The organism is Streptomyces sp. SP18BB07 (genome assembly GCF_036322545.1).
GTDB lineage: Bacteria > Actinomycetota > Actinomycetes > Streptomycetales > Streptomycetaceae > Streptomyces > Streptomyces deccanensis.
The window spans coordinates 89886-111006 of record NZ_JAQYWT010000333.1 but is presented as its reverse complement, the minus strand read 5'-3'; the positions used below and the strand labels follow the sequence as shown (position 1 = coordinate 111006).

The 21121-nt window shown below is 70.3% G+C and carries 21 protein-coding genes, 1 tRNA gene and 1 riboswitch; of the genes, 14 read left to right on the top strand and 8 right to left on the bottom strand.

Features of this window, described 5'->3' with window-relative positions; genetic code table 11:
• Window positions 1–68: 68 nt before the first annotated feature.
• Window positions 69–1346, bottom strand: coding sequence for a PTS transporter subunit EIIC (locus PUR53_RS26145; protein WP_329896378.1), 1278 nt, complete (start codon window positions 1344–1346; stop codon window positions 69–71).
• 280 nt (window positions 1347–1626) lie between these two features.
• On the opposite strand from PUR53_RS26145, the gene PUR53_RS26140 reads away from it, so the two are divergent.
• The 4 genes from PUR53_RS26140 to rdgB all read left to right on the top strand — a co-directional run bounded on the left by PUR53_RS26140 (window position 1627) and on the right by rdgB (window position 3893).
• Entirely contained in the window at window positions 1627–1860 is a 234-nt protein-coding gene (locus tag PUR53_RS26140; protein WP_329909816.1) for a PTS glucose/sucrose transporter subunit IIB, read from the top strand.
• Between the two features lie 51 nt (window positions 1861–1911).
• Window positions 1912–2649, top strand: a complete 738-nt coding sequence (rph, locus tag PUR53_RS26135; RefSeq protein WP_329896376.1) for a ribonuclease PH — start codon at window positions 1912–1914, stop codon at window positions 2647–2649.
• A 209-nt stretch (window positions 2650–2858) separates the two neighbouring features.
• Window positions 2859–3257: a hypothetical protein gene (locus PUR53_RS26130; RefSeq protein WP_329896375.1), complete on the top strand. Its 399-nt coding sequence runs from the start codon at window positions 2859–2861 to the stop codon at window positions 3255–3257.
• 33 nt (window positions 3258–3290) lie between these two features.
• Window positions 3291–3893, top strand: coding sequence for an RdgB/HAM1 family non-canonical purine NTP pyrophosphatase (gene rdgB, locus PUR53_RS26125; protein ID WP_329909815.1), 603 nt, complete (start codon window positions 3291–3293; stop codon window positions 3891–3893).
• 54 nt (window positions 3894–3947) lie between these two features.
• Here rdgB and PUR53_RS26120 read toward each other — a convergent pair.
• The 4 genes from PUR53_RS26120 to bcp form a co-directional block, all read right to left on the bottom strand.
• A tRNA-Leu gene (locus tag PUR53_RS26120) sits at window positions 3948–4020 on the bottom strand.
• A gap of 17 nt (window positions 4021–4037) precedes the next feature.
• Complete coding sequence (locus PUR53_RS26115; protein ID WP_329909814.1) at window positions 4038–4706, bottom strand: HNH endonuclease; 669 nt, start codon at window positions 4704–4706, stop codon at window positions 4038–4040.
• A complete protein-coding gene (locus PUR53_RS26110; protein ID WP_329896372.1) occupies window positions 4703–5344 on the bottom strand; it encodes an HNH endonuclease signature motif containing protein in 642 nt (213 codons plus the stop codon). The genes PUR53_RS26115 and PUR53_RS26110 overlap by 4 nt, the downstream gene beginning before the upstream one ends.
• Window positions 5345–5483: 139 nt before the next feature.
• Complete coding sequence (gene bcp, locus PUR53_RS26105; RefSeq protein WP_329896371.1) at window positions 5484–5951, bottom strand: thioredoxin-dependent thiol peroxidase; 468 nt, start codon at window positions 5949–5951, stop codon at window positions 5484–5486.
• Window positions 5952–6056: 105 nt separating this feature from the next.
• On the opposite strand from bcp, the gene PUR53_RS26100 reads away from it, so the two are divergent.
• From PUR53_RS26100 to PUR53_RS26090, 3 genes are all read left to right on the top strand, one after another.
• A complete protein-coding gene (locus tag PUR53_RS26100) occupies window positions 6057–6386 on the top strand; it encodes a DUF3618 domain-containing protein (RefSeq protein WP_237310170.1) in 330 nt (109 codons plus the stop codon).
• 22 nt (window positions 6387–6408) lie between these two features.
• Window positions 6409–6750 carry a GroES family chaperonin gene (locus PUR53_RS26095; RefSeq protein ID WP_033525031.1) on the top strand — a complete coding sequence of 114 codons (342 nt, stop codon included), beginning with the start codon at window positions 6409–6411 and terminating at the stop codon, window positions 6748–6750.
• A gap of 64 nt (window positions 6751–6814) precedes the next feature.
• Window positions 6815–6901, top strand: a riboswitch (guanidine-III (ykkC-III) riboswitch).
• Between the two features lie 34 nt (window positions 6902–6935).
• Entirely contained in the window at window positions 6936–7256 is a 321-nt protein-coding gene (locus tag PUR53_RS26090) for a DMT family transporter (protein WP_045560647.1), read from the top strand.
• Window positions 7257–7266: 10 nt separating this feature from the next.
• Here the strand turns inward: PUR53_RS26090 and PUR53_RS26085 are convergent, their stop codons facing one another.
• Entirely contained in the window at window positions 7267–9621 is a 2355-nt protein-coding gene (locus tag PUR53_RS26085; protein ID WP_329896397.1) for a transglycosylase domain-containing protein, read from the bottom strand.
• A 1795-nt stretch (window positions 9622–11416) separates the two neighbouring features.
• Between PUR53_RS26085 and PUR53_RS26080 the strand changes: the two genes are divergently transcribed.
• The 4 genes from PUR53_RS26080 to PUR53_RS26065 are packed head-to-tail and all read left to right on the top strand — an operon-like array spanning window position 11417 to window position 14975.
• Window positions 11417–12217 (top strand): ABC transporter permease, encoded by an 801-nt coding sequence (locus PUR53_RS26080; protein ID WP_329909813.1) that lies wholly within the window; start codon window positions 11417–11419, stop codon window positions 12215–12217.
• Entirely contained in the window at window positions 12210–13064 is an 855-nt protein-coding gene (locus PUR53_RS26075) for an ABC transporter permease (RefSeq protein WP_329909812.1), read from the top strand. Before PUR53_RS26080 ends, PUR53_RS26075 begins: the two co-directional genes overlap by 8 nt.
• 38 nt (window positions 13065–13102) lie before the next feature.
• Complete coding sequence (locus PUR53_RS26070) at window positions 13103–14134, top strand: ABC transporter ATP-binding protein (RefSeq protein WP_329896396.1); 1032 nt, start codon at window positions 13103–13105, stop codon at window positions 14132–14134.
• Between the two features lie 34 nt (window positions 14135–14168).
• Window positions 14169–14975, top strand: a complete 807-nt coding sequence (locus PUR53_RS26065) for a DUF1707 SHOCT-like domain-containing protein (RefSeq protein ID WP_329896367.1) — start codon at window positions 14169–14171, stop codon at window positions 14973–14975.
• Between the two features lie 127 nt (window positions 14976–15102).
• Here the strand turns inward: PUR53_RS26065 and PUR53_RS26060 are convergent, their stop codons facing one another.
• Window positions 15103–16428, bottom strand: coding sequence for an SGNH/GDSL hydrolase family protein (locus PUR53_RS26060; RefSeq protein ID WP_329896366.1), 1326 nt, complete (start codon window positions 16426–16428; stop codon window positions 15103–15105).
• Window positions 16429–16750: 322 nt separating this feature from the next.
• Between PUR53_RS26060 and PUR53_RS26055 the strand changes: the two genes are divergently transcribed.
• The 3 genes from PUR53_RS26055 (at window position 16751) to PUR53_RS26045 (ending at window position 20270) form a co-directional block, all read left to right on the top strand.
• On the top strand, window positions 16751–18013 hold the full coding sequence (locus PUR53_RS26055; RefSeq protein ID WP_329896395.1) for a DUF445 domain-containing protein: 1263 nt from the start codon (window positions 16751–16753) through the stop codon (window positions 18011–18013).
• A 160-nt stretch (window positions 18014–18173) separates the two neighbouring features.
• Window positions 18174–19634 (top strand): MFS transporter, encoded by a 1461-nt coding sequence (locus PUR53_RS26050; protein WP_329896365.1) that lies wholly within the window; start codon window positions 18174–18176, stop codon window positions 19632–19634.
• A 162-nt stretch (window positions 19635–19796) separates the two neighbouring features.
• Window positions 19797–20270, top strand: coding sequence for a hypothetical protein (locus PUR53_RS26045; RefSeq protein ID WP_329896364.1), 474 nt, complete (start codon window positions 19797–19799; stop codon window positions 20268–20270).
• Here PUR53_RS26045 and PUR53_RS26040 read toward each other — a convergent pair whose 3' ends face one another.
• Window positions 20271–21047 carry a hypothetical protein gene (locus tag PUR53_RS26040; protein WP_329909811.1) on the bottom strand — a complete coding sequence of 259 codons (777 nt, stop codon included), beginning with the start codon at window positions 21045–21047 and terminating at the stop codon, window positions 20271–20273.
• Window positions 21048–21121: the final 74 nt, after the last annotated feature.

The window sequence follows — 21121 nt, the reverse complement described above, 5'->3', positions numbered from 1 at the left end:
CGCCGTACGAGGAAGGCCCCCGGAGCGGACTCCGGGGGCCTTCCTCATGCTCGGGGGAGCCGTGGCGGCTACTTGGCCTCCGCCTTCTGCAGCTCCGCCAGCTCCTCGTCCGACTCCCGGCCGGGGGTCGGCAGATTGAAACGGACGATCGCGAACCGGAAGACGACGTAGTACAGGGCGCCGAAGCAGAGACCGACCAGGAGCAGGCCCCACGGGTTGGTGGCGATGCCGAGGTTGAGGGCGAAGTCGAACGCGCCGGCCGAGAAGCCGAAGCCGTCCTTCATCCCGAGCGCCCAGGTCAGGGCCATGGAGACACCGGTGAGCACGGCGTGGATGGCGTACAGGACCGGGGCGATGAACATGAACGTGAACTCGATCGGCTCGGTGACACCGGTGAGGAACGAGGTCAGCGCGAGGCCGAACATCATGCCGCCGACGACCTTGCGGCGCTCGGGGCGGGCCGTGTGGTAGATCGCGAGACAGACGGCCGGCAGACCGAACATCATGATCGGGAAGAAGCCGGTCATGAACTGTCCGGCGGTCGGGTCACCGGCCAGGAAGCGCGCGATGTCACCGCTCTTGCCCTCGTACGAACCGGCCTGCAGCCACGGGAAGGAGTTCAGCAGGTGGTGCATGCCGACCGGGATCAGCGCGCGGTTGGCGACACCGAAGATGCCCGCGCCGACCGCGCCGGAGCCGACCAGCCACTCACCGAAGTTGTGCAGACCCGCGCCGAGGACCGGCCAGATGTAACCGAAGACGATGCCGATGAACAGGCCCGCGAAGGCGGCCAGGATGGGCACCAGGCGGCGGCCGCCGAAGAAGCCGGCCCAGTCGGCCAGCTTGGTGCGGTGGAAGCGCTGGTAGAGCAGGGCGACGACGAGACCCATCACCACACCGCCCAGGACGCCGGCGTTGACAGCCTTGTCCACCATCACGACCTTGCCGTCGACGGCGGTGGCCACCTGCGGGAGGTTCGGGTCGGTGAAGGTGCCGAGGACCTTCTGGAAGACGAGGTAGCCGACGACCGCGGCGAGGGCGGTCGAGCCGTCCGACTTCTTCGCGAAGCCGATCGCGATGCCGACCGCGAACAGCAGCGGCATGTTGTCGAGGATGGCGCCGCCACCGGCGGCCATGAAGCTCGCGAACTTGGTGATGAACCCGGGGAACGACTCGCGGCCCAGCATGTCCGTGTTGCCGAGCCGGACGAGCAGGGCGGCGGCCGGCAGAACGGCGACCGGCAGCATCAGGCTGCGCCCGATACGCTGCAGCACAGCCATGGTGCGGGAGCCCCAGCCGGGGCCCTTGTTGTCTGCGGCCGCGGGAGCGGCGCTGGCCGTGGTCACAACTTCCTCCATGAGAGCAGGGCGCCGCCCGGGGACGGGAGTGTGGGGGAGGGCAGCACGGGAGAGGTCTACACCATTCAGTGGTGTAGACCTGTTGTAGCACGGCGGGGGGCGGCCAAGGAACCCGCGATTCCCGTTTTATGCCTTCGTGATGTCGCCCGCGCTTCGTCTCCCGTTCGCGCCGCCCGATGAGCCCCGCGCTTGGCGGGCACCCCCGGCGTGGTGTAGACCAGTCGCCAACGATTCGCAACGATCCATACGGTCATCAGGGAGAAGCGCCATGGCCACCAAGGCTGAGAAGATCGTCGCCGGGCTCGGCGGCCTCGACAACATCGACGAGATCGAGGGCTGCATCACCCGCCTGCGCACCGAGGTCCACGACGCCTCCCTCGTCGACGACGCCGCCCTCAAGGCCGCCGGCGCCCACGGCGTCGTCAAGATGGGCACCGCGATCCAGGTCGTCATCGGCACCGACGCCGACCCCATCGCCGCGGAGATCGAGGACATGATGTAGGCCCCGAGTGCGGTGCGGGGGTGTCCCACGACACCCCCTAAGCTCAGCGGCATGTCTCGAATCGACGGCCGCACGCCCGAACAGCTCCGCCCGGTCACCATCGAACGCGGGTGGAGCAAGCACGCCGAGGGCTCCGTCCTCATCTCCTTCGGCGACACGAAGGTCTTCTGCACCGCCTCCGTCACCGAAGGCGTCCCCCGCTGGCGCAAGGGCAGCGGCGAGGGCTGGGTGACCGCCGAGTACTCCATGCTCCCCCGCGCCACCAACACCCGCGGCGACCGGGAGTCCGTACGCGGCAAGATCGGCGGCCGCACCCACGAGATCTCCCGCCTCATCGGGCGCTCCCTGCGCGCCGTCATCGACTACAAGGCGCTCGGCGAGAACACGATCGTCCTCGACTGCGACGTCCTCCAGGCCGACGGCGGCACCCGCACCGCGGCCATCACCGGCGCCTACGTCGCCCTCGCCGACGCCGTCGCCTGGGCCCAGGGCAAGAAGCTGATCAAGGCCAACCGGCAGCCCCTCACCGGCACCGTCTCGGCCGTCTCCGTCGGCATCGTCGGCGGCGTCCCCCTCCTCGACCTCCGCTACGAGGAGGACGTGAAGGCCGACACCGACATGAACGTCGTCTGCACCGGCGACGGCCGCTTCGTCGAGGTGCAGGGCACCGCCGAGGCCGAGCCGTTCGCCCGCGAGGAGCTCAACTCCCTGCTGGACTTGGCCGTTTCCGGCTGTGACGAACTGGCCGCCCTGCAGCGCAAGGCGCTTGAGACGGTCCTCGAAAGGTAGAGAAGGGTAAAGGGCGCACCAAGAGCGACAGCCCGCCGGTGGCAACCACGGCGGCCCCGCCCGCGTCCTTGCCCATACGGGCGCACGGCACACCACCGTGCGCCCGGCCACACCGCAGTAGCCGTTCACGCATCACGCACACGCATTACACACACGCATCACGCAGGGGGCCGTCAGGCCTGCACCCCGTCCATCAGGAGGACCGTTCCATGGCCGCGAGCCGCCGACGTCGTATGACCACCATCGCCGGAGCCGTAGCTGCCGTCGCCCTCACGGCCGGGCTCACCACCGGCTGCGACGCGGTGAACAAGGCCCTGGACTGCGTCCAGACCGCCGACGCCATCGCCCAGAGCGTGGACGACCTCCAGCAGGCCGTGCAGACCGCCGCGGACGACCCCACGCAGCTGGAGGAGTCCCTCGCCTCCATCGACAAGAACCTCGACGAGATCGGCGACAAGACCGACAACGCCGACGTCAACAAGGCCGTCGACTCCCTCCAGAAGGCCGTCACGGACACCCAGACCGCCGTGGAGAACGGGGACACCACCCCCGACATCAGCGGTATCACCGACGCGGCGGGCGAACTGACGAAGGTCTGCACCTCCTAACGGCCCCTGGCGCGGGTGGCGATACTGGTGGGCATGACCCGCCTGATCCTCGCCACCCGCAACGCCGGCAAGCTCACCGAGCTGAAGGCCATCCTCGCCGACGCCGGCCTCACCCACGACCTCGTCGGCGCGGACGCCTACCCGGACGTCCCCGACGTCAAGGAGACCGGCGTCACCTTCGCCGAGAACGCGCTGCTGAAGGCCCACGCCCTCGCCCGCGCCACCGGTTTCCCCGCCATCGCCGACGACTCCGGCCTGTGCGTCGACGTCCTGAACGGCGCCCCCGGCATCTTCTCCGCCCGCTGGGCCGGCCGCCACGGCGACGACAAGGCCAACCTGGAGCTGCTCCTGGCCCAGCTCGGCGACATCGCGGACGAGCACCGCGGCGCCCACTTCAACTGCGCGGCGGCCCTCGCCCTGCCGGACGGCACGGAGCGGGTGGTCGAGGGGCAGCTGAGGGGCGTGCTACGGCATGCGCCGGTGGGCACGAACGGCTTCGGCTACGACCCGATCCTCCAGCCGGACGGCGAGACCCGCACCTGCGCGGAACTGACGGCGGAGGAGAAGAACGCGATCAGCCACCGGGGCAAGGCGTTCCGGGGGCTGGTGCCGGTGCTGCGGGAGCTGTTGGGCTGACCGACGGAAGAGCCCCGCACCTTTAAATCGAAGGTGCGGGGCTCCTTTTCCTTGTACGCCCGGTCGGATTCGAACCGACAAACACAACCACCTAAAGATTGCCGCTCAGCCCTTGGCGTACGGGCGCCCGTGCATTCCTCTACGTTACAGGGTTCGCCGTCGACCGCCTCGACACCAGGTGCTGGTGACTGCATGACAGTTCGGGCCCAGCAGCCGCAGGTTCTGCCGCTGATCGTCCCGCCAGTCCCCGTTGATGTGGTCGACCTCCAAGGTCATGGGCCTGCCGAGCCATTCGGGGCCGATACCGCACTCCGCGCACTTCTCGGGTTCGCCCACTTCCGCGAGCGCCCTGCGTAGTAGGTGCGTTCTCGTCCGACGTGCGCCGTCGTGCCGGATCAGGATGTCTTCGGCGCTCCTGAGCGGTGTGGTGCCCGGCCCGCCACGCTGGTGCGCCTGGCCCAAAAAGTGGGAGGTGTCCAGACCGGCCTCGGTCACCCAGCAGCGGAGCTGGGCGCGCGACCTGGTGCTGTAGGGCTCCATCCCCAGAGCGCGGAGTACGCCTGCCAGGCTGGTCGCTTCCGCCACGGCCCGGCGCAGGTCGTCGACGGCCGGCCTGCCGGGGGTCGTTCTCGCTCGCCCCTGGCGCGGTATGTGGGACACGTCGATCCCGAAGTGATCGAAGCGGCGAAAGAGATGGCGGCGTAGTTGGCCATAGGCCCGTGTGCCGAAGAAGGCGATGACCTCCTCGATGTCGGAGCACTGCGCCGCTGCTTCCTCCAGCCGCTCCCGGGTGTACCGCACACCGTTGCTCACGAGGCGCGACCTTTGCCGCGGCCCCGGTAACTGTCCGTTGTCGAGTGGCAGTTGGGGCACAGGAACCGCAGGTTCTCGATGCGGTTGTCGCGCCAGTTGCCGTTGATGTGGTCGACCTCCAGAGGGAGCGGGTGCCCTCGCCACACCGCGTCCGTACCGCACTTGGCGCATCGCTCCGGGACGCCCGTGGTCGTCATCGCCCACTTGAGCCGATCGCTCGGGATGCGTCGAGCCTGGCCGGTCTGCTGCTCGACGAGCAGGCCTTCCGGCCTGCGGGGACGCCATGCCTTGCCCCGCTGGGTCGGCACCTGGAAGTGCGAGATGTCGATGCCGTATGCCTTGATCCGGCGGCTGATGTGCGTATGGTGCCCGCCGACGACCTCAAGCCCGAGACGCCGAAGGACCTCGCACATGTTGGTCGAGGCCGTGACGGCCTCCTGGAGGATCTCCCGCGTCCACTTCGCACCCTCCCGCTCGAAGTGTGAGACATCCACCCCCAGTTTCTTCATCCGATCGAAGACGTACCGTCGCGTCGAGCTCTTCGGATCCACCCCCAGCTTCCCCAACGCCTCCGACAGCGTCCGTGCTCCCCGGGCCGCCTCCTCCAGCCGCTCCTTTGTGTAGATGCTTGCCCCCATCGAACCCCTCCATTCCCGGCCGCCTGTTCGTGGCTCGTACGGAGTAACGAGCCGTAAATCAGACGGTCACGCCCGGTATGCGGAACGGCCCGTACCGGGGTGATCCGGTGCGGGCCGTTCTGTGGGGCGGAGGCGGGCCTCAGATGCCCAGGTCCTTGATGATTTTGGCTACGTGGCCTGTGGCGCGGACGTTGTAGAGGGCGTGTTCGACCTTGCCCTCCTCGTCGACGATGATCGTGGAGCGGATGACGCCCAGGTAGGTCTTGCCGTAGTTCTTTTTTTCGCCGAAGGCGGCGTAGGCGTCCAGGACCGTCTTCTCGGGGTCGCCGAGAAGGGTGACCTTCAGGGACTCCTTCTCGCGGAACTTGGCGAGTTTCTCGGGCTTGTCGGGGGAGATGCCGATGACGTCGTACCCGGCGTCCGCGAGGAGCTCCAGGTTGTCGGTGAAGTCGCAGGCCTGCTTGGTGCAGCCGGGGGTCAGGGCGGCCGGGTAGAAGTAGACGATGACCTTGCGGCCCTTGTGGTCGGACAGGGACACCTCGTTGCCGTCGGCGTCCGGGAGGGTGAAGGCGGGGGCCACGTCGCCGGGCTGGAGTCGCTCGCTCATCGGTCCAGCGTAATGGCGGGCCCTGCCGGTGCCGTGCCGGGTGGAGCTGACAGACTGTGTGGAACCAAGGGATTTCAGGGACAACCGACTACGGGAGGCCCCGCGGTGGCGGAGAGCTCGGACATCAGGACACCGGCCGAGATCGAGGCGGACATCAAGCGCCGCCGCGACAACCTCGCCGAGACGCTCGACGAGATCGGCGTCCGGGTGCATCCCAGGACCATCGTGGGCGACGCCAAGGCCAAGGTCGTCTCCAACATCGACCACACCCTCGGCGCGGCGTACGTCTCCGTCAACCGTGTGGTCAGCGATGTCAGGGGCCAGTTCGTCGACGAGGACGGCGCGCCCCGGGTGGAGCGCATCGTGCCCGTCGCCCTCGCGGTCGTCGCCGTCGTCGGGCTCCTCGCACTCGGCACTCGGCGTCGTCGGGCCTGACGGGGACAGGTAGGTTCAGGGTGTGAGCGAGAAGACCCAGCACGACAAGTTGCCCATCCGGATGCTGCACGACCGTGTGCTCGTGCGGCAGGACACCGCCGAGGGCGAGCGGCGTTCCGGTGGCGGCATCCTGATCCCCGCGACGGCTGCCGTCGGCCGGCGTCTCGCCTGGGCCGAGGTCGTCGCGGTCGGCCAGAACGTCCGGACCGTCGAGCCCGGCGACCGGGTCCTCTACGACCCCGAGGACCGCGCCGAGGTCGAGGTCCGGGGCGTGGCGTACGTCCTGATGCGGGAGCGCGATCTGCACGCCGTGGCGGCGGACCGGTTCGAGGGGTCGGAGGATTCCACCGGCCTGTATCTCTGATTCGCAGGCGAGAGAGGCGGTGGGGGCTGGTGACCATGGTCACCAGCCCCCACCGCCTTGTGCTTGCTACCTTTGAGGGACCCGACGAGACGCGCCGTACCGGGCCAAGGGAAAGACCCAAGGGAAAGACCCAAGGAAAAGACGACGCACCCCCGATTCTTCGCATGGATCACGGAGGTGCCGTCATGGCCTGGGTTCTGCTCGTCGTCGCCGGACTGCTCGAGGTCGGCTGGTCGATCGGGATGAAGTACACCGACGGATTCACCCGGCCGTTGCCCAGTGTGCTGACCGGTGCCGGCATCGTCGCCAGCATGCTGCTGCTGTCCTACGCCGCCCGCACCCTGCCCATCGGCACGGCGTACGGCGTGTGGGTGGGCATCGGGGCGGCCGGGGCGGCGGTGTTCGGCATGGTGTGGCTGGGGGAGCCGGCCACCGCCGCCCGGATCTTCTTCGTGTGTCTGCTGCTCGTGGCCGTGGTGGGGCTGAAGGCCACCTCCGGCCACTGAGCGGCCGCGGCTAGCCGAACGGCCCCACCGAGGTATCGCCCTCCGAGGTCCCTCCGCCGTCCGTTGTTCCTCCGTCGGCTGTCGCTCCGCCGTCGGTCGTTCCTCCGTCGGCTGTCGCGCCGCCGGAGGAGGCGGTTCCGCCGTCGGTCGAGGGGCCGCCGGTGGACGCCGAGCCTCCGTCCGTCGCCGTACCGCCTGTGGAGGCGGTGCCGCCGTCGGTCGCGGGTGTGCCGCCGCCGGTGGTGGTGCCGTTGTCGGTGCTGTCGTCCGTCGGGTCGCCGGTCTCCTCGCCGCCCGTGGGGTCGCCGGTCTCCTCGTCACCGGTGGCGCCCGGCTCATCGGCCGGGGTGCTGGGCGGGGTGATCACGACGTCCGCGCCGACCTGGAGGTCGAGGTCGAACTCCTTGACCTTCTTGCCCTTCAGGGCGTCCTTGGTGAACTGCGCCCAGATCTCGGTGGGCGCCCCACCACCGTTGATGCGGGGCAGGCCCATCGCGCCGTAGAGCGGCTTGTGGGCGCCCGTCTTGGGGTCCTGACCCATCACGGAGACGACGGTGGCGAGGTCGGGGGTGTAGCCCGCGAACCAGGCCGCCTTGTCCTCCTCGGCGGTACCGGTCTTGCCGGCGACCGGGTGGCCGGAGGCCTGCGCGGCGGTGGCGGTGCCGCTCTGCACGACGCTCTGCAGGATCGAGGTGGTGGTGTCGGCGGCCTTGCGGCTGACGGCCTGCGTGGACTCCGTGGTCGGGAGCTTGACGACCTCGCCGTCCTTGCTGATCTTCTCGATCATCGTGTACGTGCCGTGCTTGCCGTGGTTGGCCAGCGTGGCGTACGCCTGCGTCATGTCGAGGATGCTCGCGGTGGCGGTGCCCAGGGCGATGGACGGGTACGGGTTCATGTCCGGGGTGTTCTTGGGCAGCCCGAGGTCGATCGCGGTCTTCTCGACCTTCTCGGGGCCGACGTCCACGGCCATCTGCGCGTACACCGAGTTCACCGAGCTCTGGGTGGCCTGGCGGACGGAGATGTTGCCGTAGTTGACGTAGTCCTCGTTCTCGGGGTCGTACACCGGGCCCGGCCAGCCCACCACGGGGCGCTTGTTGGTGCCGTCGTAGACCGTGTTGGGGGTGATCGCCTGCCCGTTCTGGGTGTTGGAGGCGTTCTCCACGGCGGAGGTGAACACGAACGGCTTGAAGGTGGAGCCGACCTGGAAGTCCCGGCGGGTCGCGTTGTTGACGTACTGCTTGGTGTAGTCGATGCCGCCGTACATCGCGATGACCTTGCCGGTCTTCGGGTCGATGGAGACACCGCCGGCGCGGACGTAGTTGTCGACCTTGCGGTTCTTCTTGTCGAGCTTGTCCATCAGCTGGTCGTCGACGGCCTTGATGAAGGCGTTCTGCATCTTGGGCTGGATGGTGGTGGTGATGCGGTAGCCACCGCCGTTCTCCAGCGCCTCCTCGTCGATGATCTTGTGGTCGTAGAGGTACGACTTGATGGCCTCGACGAGGTAGCCGCGCTGTCCGGAGAAGGCGGTCGAGGTGGTGTTCTGCTTCGGCATCGGGAACTTGGCGCCGGTCCGCTCGGACTGCTTGAGCCAGCCCTCCTTGACCATGCCGTCGAGGACGTAGTTCCAGCGGGCGACCGCGGCGCCCTTGTTCTCGGGGTGGGCGACGACGTCGTACATGCTCGGCGCGTTGACGAGAGCGGCGAGGTAGGCGCCCTGCTCGGCGGTGAGTTCGTCGGCGTCCACGCCGTAGTAGGCCTGGGCGGCGGCCTGGATGCCGTAGGCGTTGCGGCCGAAGAAGCTGGTGTTGAGGTAGCCCTCCAGGATCTCGTCCTTGGTGACCTCGCGGTCCAGCTTGATCGCGATGAAGAACTCCTTCACCTTGCGGGTGACGGTCTGGTCCTGGGCCAGGTAGTAGTTCTTCACGTACTGCTGGGTGATGGTGGAGCCGGACTGCTTGCCCTTGCCGGTCGCGGTGTTCCAGGCCGCGCGGACCATCGCCTTGAGGTCGATGGCGGGCTCGGAGTAGAAGTCGCGGTCCTCGGCGGCCAGTACGGCGTGCTGGGCGGCCTTGGAGACCTTCGACAGTGGGACGTTCTCGCGGTTGACCTCGCCGTCGCGGGCGATCTGGGTGCCGTCCGCGTACAGGTAGACGTTGGACTGCTTGGTCGCGGCGTCCTGCGGCTTGGGGATGTGGACCAGGTTGTAGCCCAGCACGAAGGCGCCGACGATCAGCATGATGCCGACCACGAAGGCGCCGAGCACCATGCGCCAGGTGGGGATCAGCCGCTTGAAGCCGGTGCGCTTGGGCCGCTTGGGCTTCTTGCCCTTGCCGCCGCCCGTGGGGGCCGGGGTGATGTCGGGCACGGCGGCGGGCGCGGCGGCGGAGGCGGCGGCCGTGGTCTTCGGGGCGGCCTTGTCGGCGGGGATGACGCCGAGTGCCTGGGTGGGCGTGTCGGCGACGGGCCGGGCGGGGGCGGGGGCCGACTTCCGGGCCGGTGTGATGGCCAGGGTGGTGGTGGGGGTGTCGTCAGCGGCGGCGCCGGCTGCCGCGCCCGAGGCCGCGCCGGGCGTACGGGGGGTGCGGGTGCCGGGGGACTTGGGGTCGGAGGCCGCGGCAGGGTTGCCGCCACGGGGCGGGGCCTGATCGCCACCGGCGGCACGCGAAGCCTTGGGGCCACCGGCGGCACCGGCCGCGCCGGCCGCGCCAGAGGCACCGGCGGCACCGGCCGCGCCAGCGGCACCGGCCGCACCGGCGGACCCGGTGATTCCGGCGGCCTTGGCGGCCCGGGCCGCGCGGGCGGCCCTCGCCGCCCTGGCGTCCGGCACACCGGCCGCCTTGCCGTCGCGATTGACGTCCCGAGCGCCGACGGAGCCGCCGCCGCGCACGCCGTCGGTCTGGTCGCCGCGGGCTCCGGTGGGCTGGTCGCCGTGGCCTCCGGCGGCTTGGTTGCCGCGGGGTCCAGTGGGCTGGTTGCCACGGGTTCCGGAGGGCTGGCCGTCCCGAGGGCCGGAGGGCTGGCCGTCCCGAGGGCCGGCGGGCTGGCCGTTACGACCGCCGGCCTGCTGCCCGTCCCGAGTCCCGGCGGACCTGCCGTCCGAGGGCGACGCCGACTCGGCCCGCGACGACCGGTCCGCCGACGCACCGGACGTGCCACCGTGCGCCGAGCCGGGGGAAGCGGAACCGTCCTTGCCACCGGCCTGACCGACAGGCCTGCCGCCCGACGCCGCACCGGACCTGCCGCCGGGCGCTGCCTGCGACGGTCCGCCGGCTGCCGCGCCGGGCCGTCCGCCCTGCCGCGCGTCGCGCTCGGATGCGGAGCTGCCGCCGGACGCCGTGCCGGGCCGTCCGCCGTCGCCGGAAGCGCCGGAAGCGCCGGCAGCCGTGCCGGGCCGTGCGCCGGGTGCCGCGCTGGGCCGTCCGCCGTCGCCGGAAGCACCGGTAGCCGTGCCGGGCCGTCCGCCGCGCGCCGCGTCGGGCCGTCCGCCGGCACCGGAGGCCGCGCCGGGCCTTCCGCCTGCACCGCTGGCACCGGATGCACTGCCGGCACCGGACGCGCCGGGCGCGCCGGGCGCCGTGCCCCGCCGTTCCGCGGACGTCGGCGCGGGGCCGGCCTTGCCGGGAGCTTTGGGGGGCGGGCCGGCCGGGGTGGCCTCGGACGGTGTTCCGGGGTGGGTGCCCTGGGTTGCCGGGGGCTGCCCGTCGGACGCGGCTCCCTGGCCGGAGGCCGGGCCGGCGTTGCCGGTGGGCGTATTGCTGGCGGCGTCGGCGCCGGACCCCGGAGGTGTGCCCGGAGTGCGTCGCTCCGGGTCTCTCGGTGCCCAGCCCGGGCCGTTCCGCTTCGGCTGCGGCTCGTCGCTCATCGTGCTGCCGTGCTCCTGTTTCCGCGTCGTACGTTCATTTCCGTACGGACTCGTACGCTTTGCGCCCACTCCGGGCCGGTTCTGCGCCCTTGAGTGAAGACTCTCGTACCGTGCGATCCGTTCCCGGATCACGGCACGTGCCCCGCGCGCCCCATGAGCGCCACCGTCCGCCCCGCCGTCCGCCCCGAAAACGCGTGGCAGACCGCTCCGGCCGCGGACTAGGCTTCTTCGCTTCGGCCCGAATCGGTCCAGGCCTCGGCCTTTCGCCTAACTCTTCGCAGCGGATGGGGGTTTCCTCGTGGGCACAGGGCGGTTGTACGCCGCCGTCGCCGCCGGTGGTTTCAGGCGGTACGCGACATATCGGGTGGCCACCGCCGCGGGGGTGTTCACCAACACCGTCTTCGGCTTCATCCTCGCATACACCTACATGGCCCTCTGGCACGAGAAGCCCCACCTCGGCGGCTACGACCAGGCGCAGGCCCTCACCTATGTATGGGTCGGCCAGGCCATGTTCGCGGTCATGGTGCTGGGAAGCGCCGGCTTCGAGGAGGAGTTGATCGAGCGGATCCGGACGGGCGACATCGCGGTCGACCTGTACCGCCCCGTCGACCTCCAGCTGTGGTGGCTCGCCGCCGACATGGGCCGCGCCCTGTTCCAGCTGCTGGGACGCGGTGTCGTGCCCATGATGTGCGGCGCCCTCTTCTTCGACCTGGCCCTGCCCTCCGGCCCGCTGCCCTGGCTCGCCTGTCTCGTCGCGGTCGCCCTCGGCGCGCTCGTCAGCTTCGCGATCCGTTACATCGTCGCGCTGTGGGCCTTCTGGCTCCTCGACGGCGCCGGAGCGATGCAGATCACCTGGCTCACCGGAGTCTTCTTCTCCGGGATGCTCCTCCCGCTGAACGTCTTCCCCGGCGCGCTCGGCGACCTCGCCCGCGCCCTGCCCTGGTCCGCGCTGCTCCAGGCCCCGGCGGACGTCCTGCTGGGTGAGGCCGACCCGTGGGGGACGTACGCCTTCCAGCTCGCCTGGGCCGCGGTCCTGCTCGCGGTCGGCCGGCTGATCCAGTCGGCGGCGACCCGGAAGGTGGTGGTCCAGGGTGGCTGACCTCCACGAACACCCCTTCGCCGAGTATGGCGTGCGCAGCCGCGTACGGGACGGGCTGCGCGCCTACCGCATGATCGCCGCCATGTGGATCCGCTCCACGATGGCCTACCGCGCCTCCTTCGCCATGACGACCTTCGGGAACTTCGCGGCGACCTCGTTCGACTTCATCGCGATCCTGCTGATGTTCTCCCAGGTCGACGAGTTGGGCGGGTTCTCCCTGCCCGAGATCGCCCTGCTCTACGGCACCTCCGCTGTCGCCTTCGGACTCGCCGACCTGATGATCGGCTCGATGGACCGGCTGGGGCGGAGGGTACGCGACGGCACGCTCGACACCCTTCTCGTGCGCCCCGTTCCGGTGCTCGCCCAGGTCGCCGCGGACAAGTTCGCGCTGCGCCGCCTCGGCCGGATCACCCAGGGCCTGTTCGTCCTCGGCTACGCCCTCGCCACGCTCGACATCGCGTGGACCCCGGCCAAGGCGCTGATGATCCCGCTGATGGTGGGCAGTGGCGGGCTGATCTTCGCGGCGGTGTTCGTCGGCGGCGCGGCCTTCCAGTTCGTCGCGCAGGACGCCTCCGAGGTGCAGAACGCCTTCACGTACGGCGGCGTGACCCTTCTGCAGTACCCGCCGGCCCTCTTCGCCAAGGACCTGTTGCGCGGGGTGACCTTCGTCCTGCCGCTCGCCTTCGTCAACTGGGTGCCCGGACTGTACGTCCTGGGCCGCCCCTACCCCCTCGACCTGCCGACCTGGCTGGCCTTCGCGCCCCCGCTGGTCGGGGTGGCCTGCTGCGCGCTGGCGGGAGTGGCCTGGCGGGCGGGGCTGCGTTCGTATCGGAGTACAGGGAGCTGAGCGTGGCAGACAACGCATTGGTGACGGACAACGCATCCGTGGCAGACAGCGCGTTCATCGAACTCGACCGCGTCGAGAAGGTCTTCGACGTCCGCCGGAAGACCGGGTTCCTGCGCCGGGAACGGCGTGAGGTGCGGGCGGTCGACTCGATCTCGTTCACGGTGGCGCGGGGCGAGATGGTCGGCTACATCGGGCCGAACGGTGCCGGGAAGTCGACCACCATCAAGATGCTGACGGGCATCCTGACGCCGAGCGGGGGCCGGCTGCGGGTCGCCGGCATCGACCCCTCCCGGGAACGGACGCGGCTGGCCCGGCGGATCGGCGTGGTGTTCGGACAGCGGACGACCCTGTGGTGGGACCTCCCCCTCATCGACTCGTACGCGCTGACGCACCGTATGTACCGCATCCCGGACGCCCGTTACCGCGAGAACCTCGACCGGTGTGTCGAACTCCTCGAACTCGGCGACCTGTTGGACGTGCCCGTACGACAGCTGTCGCTCGGGCAGCGGATGCGCGGGGACATCGCGGCCGCCCTGCTGCACGACCCCGAGGTGCTGTATCTGGACGAGCCGACGATCGGGCTCGACGTCATCAGCAAGGCCAAGGTCCGCGCGTTCCTCAAGGACCTCAACACCGAGCAGGGCACGACCGTGCTGCTCACCACGCACGACCTCCAGGACATCGAGCAGTTGTGCCGCCGGGTGATGGTCATCGACCACGGGCGCCTGATGTACGACGGCCCGCTGACCGGGCTGCACGAGGTGGGCGAGAGCGAGCGGACGCTCGTCGTCGACCTGGAGCGGGAGCTGCCGCCGATCGAGGCCGCGCCCGCCCGGGTGGTACGGGTGGAGGGGCCCCGGCAGTGGCTGGCGTTCCCGGCGTCGGAGTCGGCGGCGCCGCTGGTGGCCCGGATCGCGTCCGCGTATCCGCTGGTGGACCTCTCCGTGCGGGAGCCGGACATCGAGGCCGTGATCGCCCAGATGTACGCGCAGCAGGCCGAGCGGGTCGGGGGACAGGCGGGGGAACAGGTGGCGGGACCGGTGGGGGAGCCGGGGTCGGCCGTGTCGTAGCCCCCCGTACGGGGTTCCTCGTAGGCTGATTCGTATGACGGACGACCTGCCGGATCTTCCGGCCGCCGCGGATCTTCGTGCCTCCGACGCCGATCGTGAACGAGTCTCCGAGCAACTAAGGGACGCCCTCGCGGAGGGGCGGCTCGACATGGAGGAGTTCGAGGAACGGCTGGACGCGACGTACAAGGCACGGACGTACGGGGAGTTGGCGCCGATCACCCGGGACCTGCCCGGTGCAGGGGCCGTGGCGCCGCCGGCCGTCGTGCCGCCGCCGTCCGTGTCGCTGGTCAAGGGGCCCGCCGAGAACGCGAGTTGGCCGGAGCGGATCGTCGGGGGCGACGGGTCGTCCACCTGGGGTGTGGCGGTCATGTCCGGGTTCGAGCGCAAGGGGCGGTGGACTGTGCCCGCGCGGTTCGACTGCTTCGCGTTCTGGGGCGGCGGCGAACTGGACCTGAGGGACGCGTACTTCGCGGAGCGCGAGGTCGTCATCAACTGCGTGGCGATCATGGGTGGGATCAATGTGATCGTGCCGCCCGGGGTCGAGGTCGTGGTCCGGGGCATCGGGGTCATGGGCGGGTTCGACCACGGCGAGGAGGGGGAGCCCGGGGAGCCGGGCGCTCCGCGCGTGGTGCTCACCGGGTTCGCGTTCTGGGGCGGGGTGGGGGTGGAGCGGAAGGTTCCCAAGGCCGAGCGGCAGCGGTTGAAGGAGGCGCGGCGGCAGGAGCGGTTGGAACGGCGGGAGGCCCGGCGCGAGTTGCATGCCGCCCATCGTGATCAGGTGCATGGGATGCGGCGGGAGAGGGATCGAGAGCGGGAGCGGCGGAGGGGTGGGGAGCGGTAGGTCGTCTGCCGGGTGCGGGTGCGTCGTGGTTGCTCGCGCCGTTCCCCGCGCCCCTGAAAGATGCGCCGTTCCCCGCGCCCCCAAAAAGATGCGCCGTTCCCCGCGCCCCTGACGGGGCGCGGGACGGTCACAGCTCCGCCGGTGCCGAGCCCTTCAGTTGCTCCAGGTCGAAGACTTCCGCCATGTGCTCGTAGCCCTTGTCGCTGGGGTGCAGGTGGTCGCCCGAGTCGTAGTCGGGGCGGAGGCTGCGGGGGTCGTAGGGGTCGCGCAGGGCCTTGTCGAAGTCGACGTAGGCGTCGAAGACGTTGCCCGAGCGGATGGTGGCGTTGACGGTCTGGCGGACGGACTCGCGCTGGTCGGAGTAGCCGCGGTGGCCGTGGAACGGCATGAGCGTGGCGCCGACGACACGCAGGCCCCGCGCGTGGGCCTGGTCGACGAGCCGGCGCAGGCCGTCGGTGATGGCCTGGGGGTCGGCGCGGCCGGGGTTCCTCAGGATGTCGTTGACGCCGAGGTCGATGACGACGGCCTTGACACCCGTACGGCCGAGCACGTCGCGCTGGAAGCGGTTGAGGCCGCTGGGGTTGTCGGCGGGCCGTCCGTTGCCGTCGGTCAGGACGCGGTTGCCGCTGATGCCCTCGTTGACGACGCTGTAGCGGGGCGTGTCGGAGGAGCGGGCGGCCGCGCGGATGCGGCCGGAGAGGACGTCCGTCCAGCGCCGGTTCTCGTTGACGGTGGAGGTGATGCCGTCGGTGAGCGAGTCGCCGAGGACCACGACCGTGCCCTCGGAGTCGTTGCTCAGCACGTCCAGCGCGGTGACGTACCGCCAGTGCAGTGACTGCGTGGTGTACGGCTCACCGGTGACGTCCGCGACCCGGTCGCCCTCGGCGGTGTAGGAGATCTGCCGGGCGTGGGCGTGGTAGGTCGCCGGGCCGGACGGGGTCGGCGAGTAGGTGGTGATCAGTACGTCGCTGTCGTGCGGGATCGCCACCCGTACGGCGTCACTCACCACCTGGCGGCCGGCCGCGATGACCACGGTCGGGTTGCCGGCGAAGGTGAGGCGGCGCATGGTCTCGGCCGCCGCGGCCGGGGTGTCCGACGAGGCGGCGACGGCGAGCGAGGCGTGGGTGATGGTCAGCGGCTGCTGGCCGTAGAGGTTGGACAGGGTGACGCGGGCACTCGTACCGGCGGCGGTCGTGTGCACCACGTTGCGCACCGAATGGCCGGCGAGGCCGTCCCGCTCGGTGCCCGCCTCCGACCCGCTCGGCGAGGCGGCCCACGCGCCGACCCAGACGCCGGTGGAGGCGGGGGCGGCGCTGTTGTGGGGCGCGCGGGTGAAAGTCTCCTGGCGCTGGGAGCCGTCGTCGATGCCGACGCCGACGTATATCGCGGCCGAGATCGCCACGACCAGGGCGGCGATGGCTGCCAGCAGTGCATAACCGTGCTGCTTGGTCATGCGGTGTGTAACTCCTCGGGCTGTGGAGCCCCGAGGCTCCGATGTGATCACCCCATGATGCGTCATGGGATGGGGGTTGCTTGCGAGAACCCCCATCGGTTCCCCCGCTCGGACAGACGCGGGGAACTCCTGTTTCGTTCCGGGAGTAGACCTCAGAAGGGCTATGGAATACGTCACCAAGAGTCGAAGCGCCGGAGAACGGACAATGTGAGTACGGGGGACAGGAACGGATGGAGTGATGGAAGACCCTAGGAACGCGGAAGTGACGGCGGATCCGGTGGACGCGGCGGCGGCCGCCGGGCCGCGCGTCTCGCACCGCACCATGACCACCTTCAGCGCCGCCGACGAGGAGAAGCAGCGCGGCGTCCGCCAGATGAAGCTCATCGCGGCCGGGCTGCTGCTCTTCGTGGCGCTGGTCTACGTGCTGGCCAAGTGGGCCGCGCACGAGGGCGCGGGCCCCTGGGCCGGCTATGTCGCGGCGGCGGCCGAGGCGGGCATGGTGGGCGCGCTGGCCGACTGGTTCGCCGTGACCGCGCTGTTCCGGCATCCGCTCGGGCTGCCCATTCCGCACACCGCGATCATCCCCACCAAGAAGGACCAACTGGGCGTCTCCCTCGGTGAGTTCGTCGGTGAGAACTTCCTCTCCCAGGACGTCGTACGGCAACGGCTGCGGGCCGTCGGCATCGGCAGCCGGCTCGGCGCGTGGCTTGCCGAGCCACAGAACGCCGACCGGGTGACGGCCGAACTGGCGACCGCGCTCAGGGGCGCGCTGACCGTGCTGCGCGACTCGGACGTCCAGGCCGTCGTCGGGGAGGCGATCACCCGGCGGGCGAACGCCCAGGAGATCGCGCCCGGCATCGGCAAGATGCTGGAGCGGGTCGTCACCGACGGCGGCCACCGGCGGGTCGTCGACCTGATCTGCACCCGCGCCCACGACTGGCTGGTCCTGCACGACACGCAGGTCATGGACGCCGTCGAGGGCGGAGCGCCCGGCTGGACCCCCCGTTTCGTGGACCGCAAGGTCGGCGAGCGCGTCTACAAGGAGCTGCTTCGCTTCGCCACCGAGATGCGCGACTCGCCCACGCACCCGGCGCGCGGCGCCCTCGACCGTTTCCTCACCGACTTCGCCACCGACCTGCAGTCCGACACGGACACGCGGGCGCGGGTGGAGCGGCTGAAGGGCGAGGTGCTGGGCCGGGGCGAGGTCCAGGACCTGATCGCCTCCGCCTGGACGGCCGTACGGTCGATGATCGTGTCCGCCGCCGAGGACGAGCGCAGCGAACTGCGGCTGCGGGTGCGCTCGTCCCTGCTGTCGCTGGGGGCCCGGATGGCCACCGAGCCGAACGCGCAGGCCAAGGTGGACAGGTGGGTGGAGGGCGCGGCCGTGCACGTCGTCACCACCTACCGCGCCGAGATCACCTCCCTCATCACCGAGACCGTCGCGAGCTGGGACGCCGAGCACACCACGAAGAAGATCGAGGCCAACATCGGCCGTGACCTGCAGTTCATCCGGATCAACGGCACGGTGGTGGGTTCGCTGGCCGGGCTGCTGATCTACACGGTGTCGCGGGCGCTGGGGGCGTAGGGGGCGTAGGGGCGTAGAGGGCGTATGGGCACAGGCCGTTCGGGGGCTGTTCGGGTGCCGTTCGGGTGCCTTTCGGGGTGCTGTGGCGGCGGCCGGGCGTGATCGTTGCTCGGGAGGGCACTCGGGTCGGGTTCGCTCGAAGTGGAGGGAGCCCCAGCCCATGTCCGTCACAGCCCCGAAGTCACCGGGTGTGATCACCACCGCCGTACCGGCGCGCCTGGACCGTCTGCCCTGGTCGCGCTGGCACTGGACGATCGTGATCGGCCTCGGCACCGTGTGGATCCTCGACGGTCTGGAAGTGACCGTTGTCGGCAACATCGCGGGTCGGCTCTCCGAGGAGGGCAGCGGGCTGCCGATCTCCTCCGCGCAGGTCACGGGCATAGCGGCCGCCCTGTACGTCGCCGGCGCCTGTGCGGGCGCCCTTTTCTTCGGCCACATGACCGACCGGTTCGGCCGCAAGAAGCTGTTCATGGTGACGCTGGTGGTCTATCTGGCGGCGACCGCGCTGACCGCCGTCTCCTTCTCCACCTGGTGGTTCTTCCTCTTCCGCTTCCTCACCGGCTTCGGCATCGGCGGCGAGTACGCGGCCATCAACTCCGCGATCGACGAGCTGATCCCGTCCAAGTACCGGGGCCGCGTCGACATCGTCATCAACGGCAGCTTCTGGCTCGGCGCGATCGGCGGTTCGCTGCTGTCGATCGTCGCCCTGAACACCGACCTCTTCCCGGCGAACGTCGGCTGGCGGCTGACCTTCGCTCTCGGCGTGGTGCTGGGCCTGGTGATCCTGCTGGTGCGCCGCAACGTCCCCGAGAGTCCCCGCTGGCTGCTGATCCACGGCCGGGAACAGGAGGCCGAACGGCTGGTGGCGGAGGTGGAGGGACAGGTCGAGGAGGAGAAGGGGCGCCCACTGCCGCCCACCGACCGGGAGATGACCATCCATCAGCGGGGCAGCGTCGGCTTCGGTCTGATCGCCCGTACGGTCTTCTCCCGCTACCGCCGTCGCGCCGTCCTCGGCTTCTCCCTCTTCATCGGACAGGCGTTCCTCTACAACGCGATCACCTTCGGCTTCGGCGCGATCCTCACCACGTTCTACGACGTCCCGACCTCCGACACCGGCTACTACTTCGCCGTCATCGCGGCCGGGAACCTCATGGGCCCGCTGCTGCTCGGCAAGCTGTTCGACACGGCCGGGCGCCGGATCATGATCTCGGGGACGTACCTGCTCTCCGGTGTGCTGCTCTTCGGCACGGCCTGGCTGTTCGACCGGGGTTCGCTCGACGAGGTGACCCTGACGGCCTGTTGGTGCGTGGTGCTGTTCTTCGCGTCGGCCGGGGCGAGCAGCGCCTATCTCACCGTCTCCGAGGTCTTCCCCATGGAGACCAGGGCCATGGCCATCGCCTTCTTCTACGCCATCGGCACGGCGGCCGGCGGTATCAGCGGGCCGCTGATCTTCGCCGAGCTGACGGAGTCCGGCGTCGTCGCCGACACCGTCCTCGCCTTCCAGATCGGCGCGGGGCTGATGTGCGCGGCGGGGCTGGTGGCGGCGTTCCTCGCCGTGCGGGCGGAGCGGCGGTCGTTGGAGGACATCGCGGAGCCGTTGTCGGCGCGCGGCTCCGCGTAAGGCTCCGCCTGGGGGCCGGGTGGGGTTGTTCGTCGGCTGCGGCGGCGTGGGGGCTGGTCGCGCAGTTCCCCGCGCCCCTTTAGGACGCGGGTGGGGATGAGTACTGCCGTCTGAGTATCCGTACTCTGTCGGCTCAGCGGTCGTGCGGGAAACCTCGTACGCATGACCGAGAAGCTGCTCCGCCCCCTGCGCACGCGCCCCTGGCCGGAACGCTGGCTGACCCGCCTGCTCGGCGCCGCGCTCGCCGCGGCCGCGTACCGCCTCTGTCTCCCGTGGGACCTGCGCGACCGGCCCGAACTGGAGGGATCCCTCACGGAGACGACCCCCGTGACCGTCACGGGGGTCGTCGTCCTCGCCCTCGTCCTGCTGGTCCTCGCGGCCTACTTCGGCCACCGGGACGCCCTGGCCTGGCCGTTGCTCCTGGTCGCCGTGCCGCCGTCCGCCCTGATGTACGTGGCCTTCCACGCGTACACCGAGCCGCCGGAGGCCGGCGTGTGGCCCCGGTCCTGGGCCGTCTTCACCCTGGTCATCGGTGCGTGGGTGCTGGTGGCCGGATCGGTGGGGCGGCGGTTTCGGCGGGTGGGGGCGGAGGCGGTGGAGGAGGTGGAGGAGGAATGGTTGATCAAGAGTGGTTGATCAAGAGCGGGCGGTGGCCTTGTCCGTCTCCCAGCGGGCCAGGGCGGTCGTCCAGTCCTCCTCGGCCTGTCGCTGGACCGGAAGCAAGGAGTGGACGAGTTTGTCGCGCGAGCGTTCCGCTTCGGCCTTCCGCTGGGCCGTCTCCGCCTGACACGTCCGGATCCGGGCCTCAAGGTCCGCCACCTGCTTCTGCCGACGTGCCCGGTGGACGCCGTCCTGCTGCACCGCGGAGTAGATCTGGTTCGTGAAGTGCTCGAGCGCCTGTGTGCCATGCCGCGTGTACGCGCAACTCCTCTGGCCCTGCGGCCAGGTCACCCGTATGAAATCCAGGTCGCGGCTCTCGACACGCTCGGCGTGGAGCCCTTGCAGCGGCAATTCGAGGCGCGGCTCGGCGGGCACCTCCTGCCCGTCCGGTGCGCTGTGCATGATGTACAGGACGTGTTCGTGCAGTACCAGTTCATCCAGGGTGCCGAGACGATTGCCGGCGACCTCTCGCAACAGCTCCTGCCGTTTCTCTCTCAGTGCCTGAATCTCCCGCTGTCCCTGCTGCTCGACGGCGGTGACAGCGTTATCGGCCCTGTCGATCTGCTGCTGGCAGTCCCTCAGGACATCGTCGCGCCTGGTTCGGGCGTCGCGTAACGGACGCCGTAGGGAGGAGTACCTCGGATGGAGGGCGTAGACCCGCTCCCCTTCCCCCACGGGGTACCTCCGGAGCTGCCTCACCACGACGGCCGTGACGACGGCGACGATCATCGCCGACAGGACCAGGAACTCCACAGTTCGCCCTCCGACCTTCCGCTGGTGCACCGTCAGCAGTGTCCCGTCGGCGGTCGGTTCGCGACATACGGCGG

Coding starts and splice junctions, on each gene's coding strand:
- PUR53_RS26140 (WP_329909816.1), top strand. CDS start 1,627: ATGGCCACCAAGGCTGAGAAGATCGTCGCCGGGCTCGGCGGCCTCGAC.
- rph (WP_329896376.1), top strand. CDS start 1,912: ATGTCTCGAATCGACGGCCGCACGCCCGAACAGCTCCGCCCGGTCACC.
- PUR53_RS26130 (WP_329896375.1), top strand. CDS start 2,859: ATGGCCGCGAGCCGCCGACGTCGTATGACCACCATCGCCGGAGCCGTA.
- rdgB (WP_329909815.1), top strand. CDS start 3,291: ATGACCCGCCTGATCCTCGCCACCCGCAACGCCGGCAAGCTCACCGAG.
- PUR53_RS26110 (WP_329896372.1), bottom strand. CDS start 5,344: ATGGGGGCAAGCATCTACACAAAGGAGCGGCTGGAGGAGGCGGCCCGG.
- bcp (WP_329896371.1), bottom strand. CDS start 5,951: ATGAGCGAGCGACTCCAGCCCGGCGACGTGGCCCCCGCCTTCACCCTC.
- PUR53_RS26090 (WP_045560647.1), top strand. CDS start 6,936: ATGGCCTGGGTTCTGCTCGTCGTCGCCGGACTGCTCGAGGTCGGCTGG.
- PUR53_RS26065 (WP_329896367.1), top strand. CDS start 14,169: ATGACGGACGACCTGCCGGATCTTCCGGCCGCCGCGGATCTTCGTGCC.
- PUR53_RS26060 (WP_329896366.1), bottom strand. CDS start 16,428: ATGACCAAGCAGCACGGTTATGCACTGCTGGCAGCCATCGCCGCCCTG.
- PUR53_RS26055 (WP_329896395.1), top strand. CDS start 16,751: ATGACCACCTTCAGCGCCGCCGACGAGGAGAAGCAGCGCGGCGTCCGC.
- PUR53_RS26050 (WP_329896365.1), top strand. CDS start 18,174: ATGTCCGTCACAGCCCCGAAGTCACCGGGTGTGATCACCACCGCCGTA.
- PUR53_RS26045 (WP_329896364.1), top strand. CDS start 19,797: ATGACCGAGAAGCTGCTCCGCCCCCTGCGCACGCGCCCCTGGCCGGAA.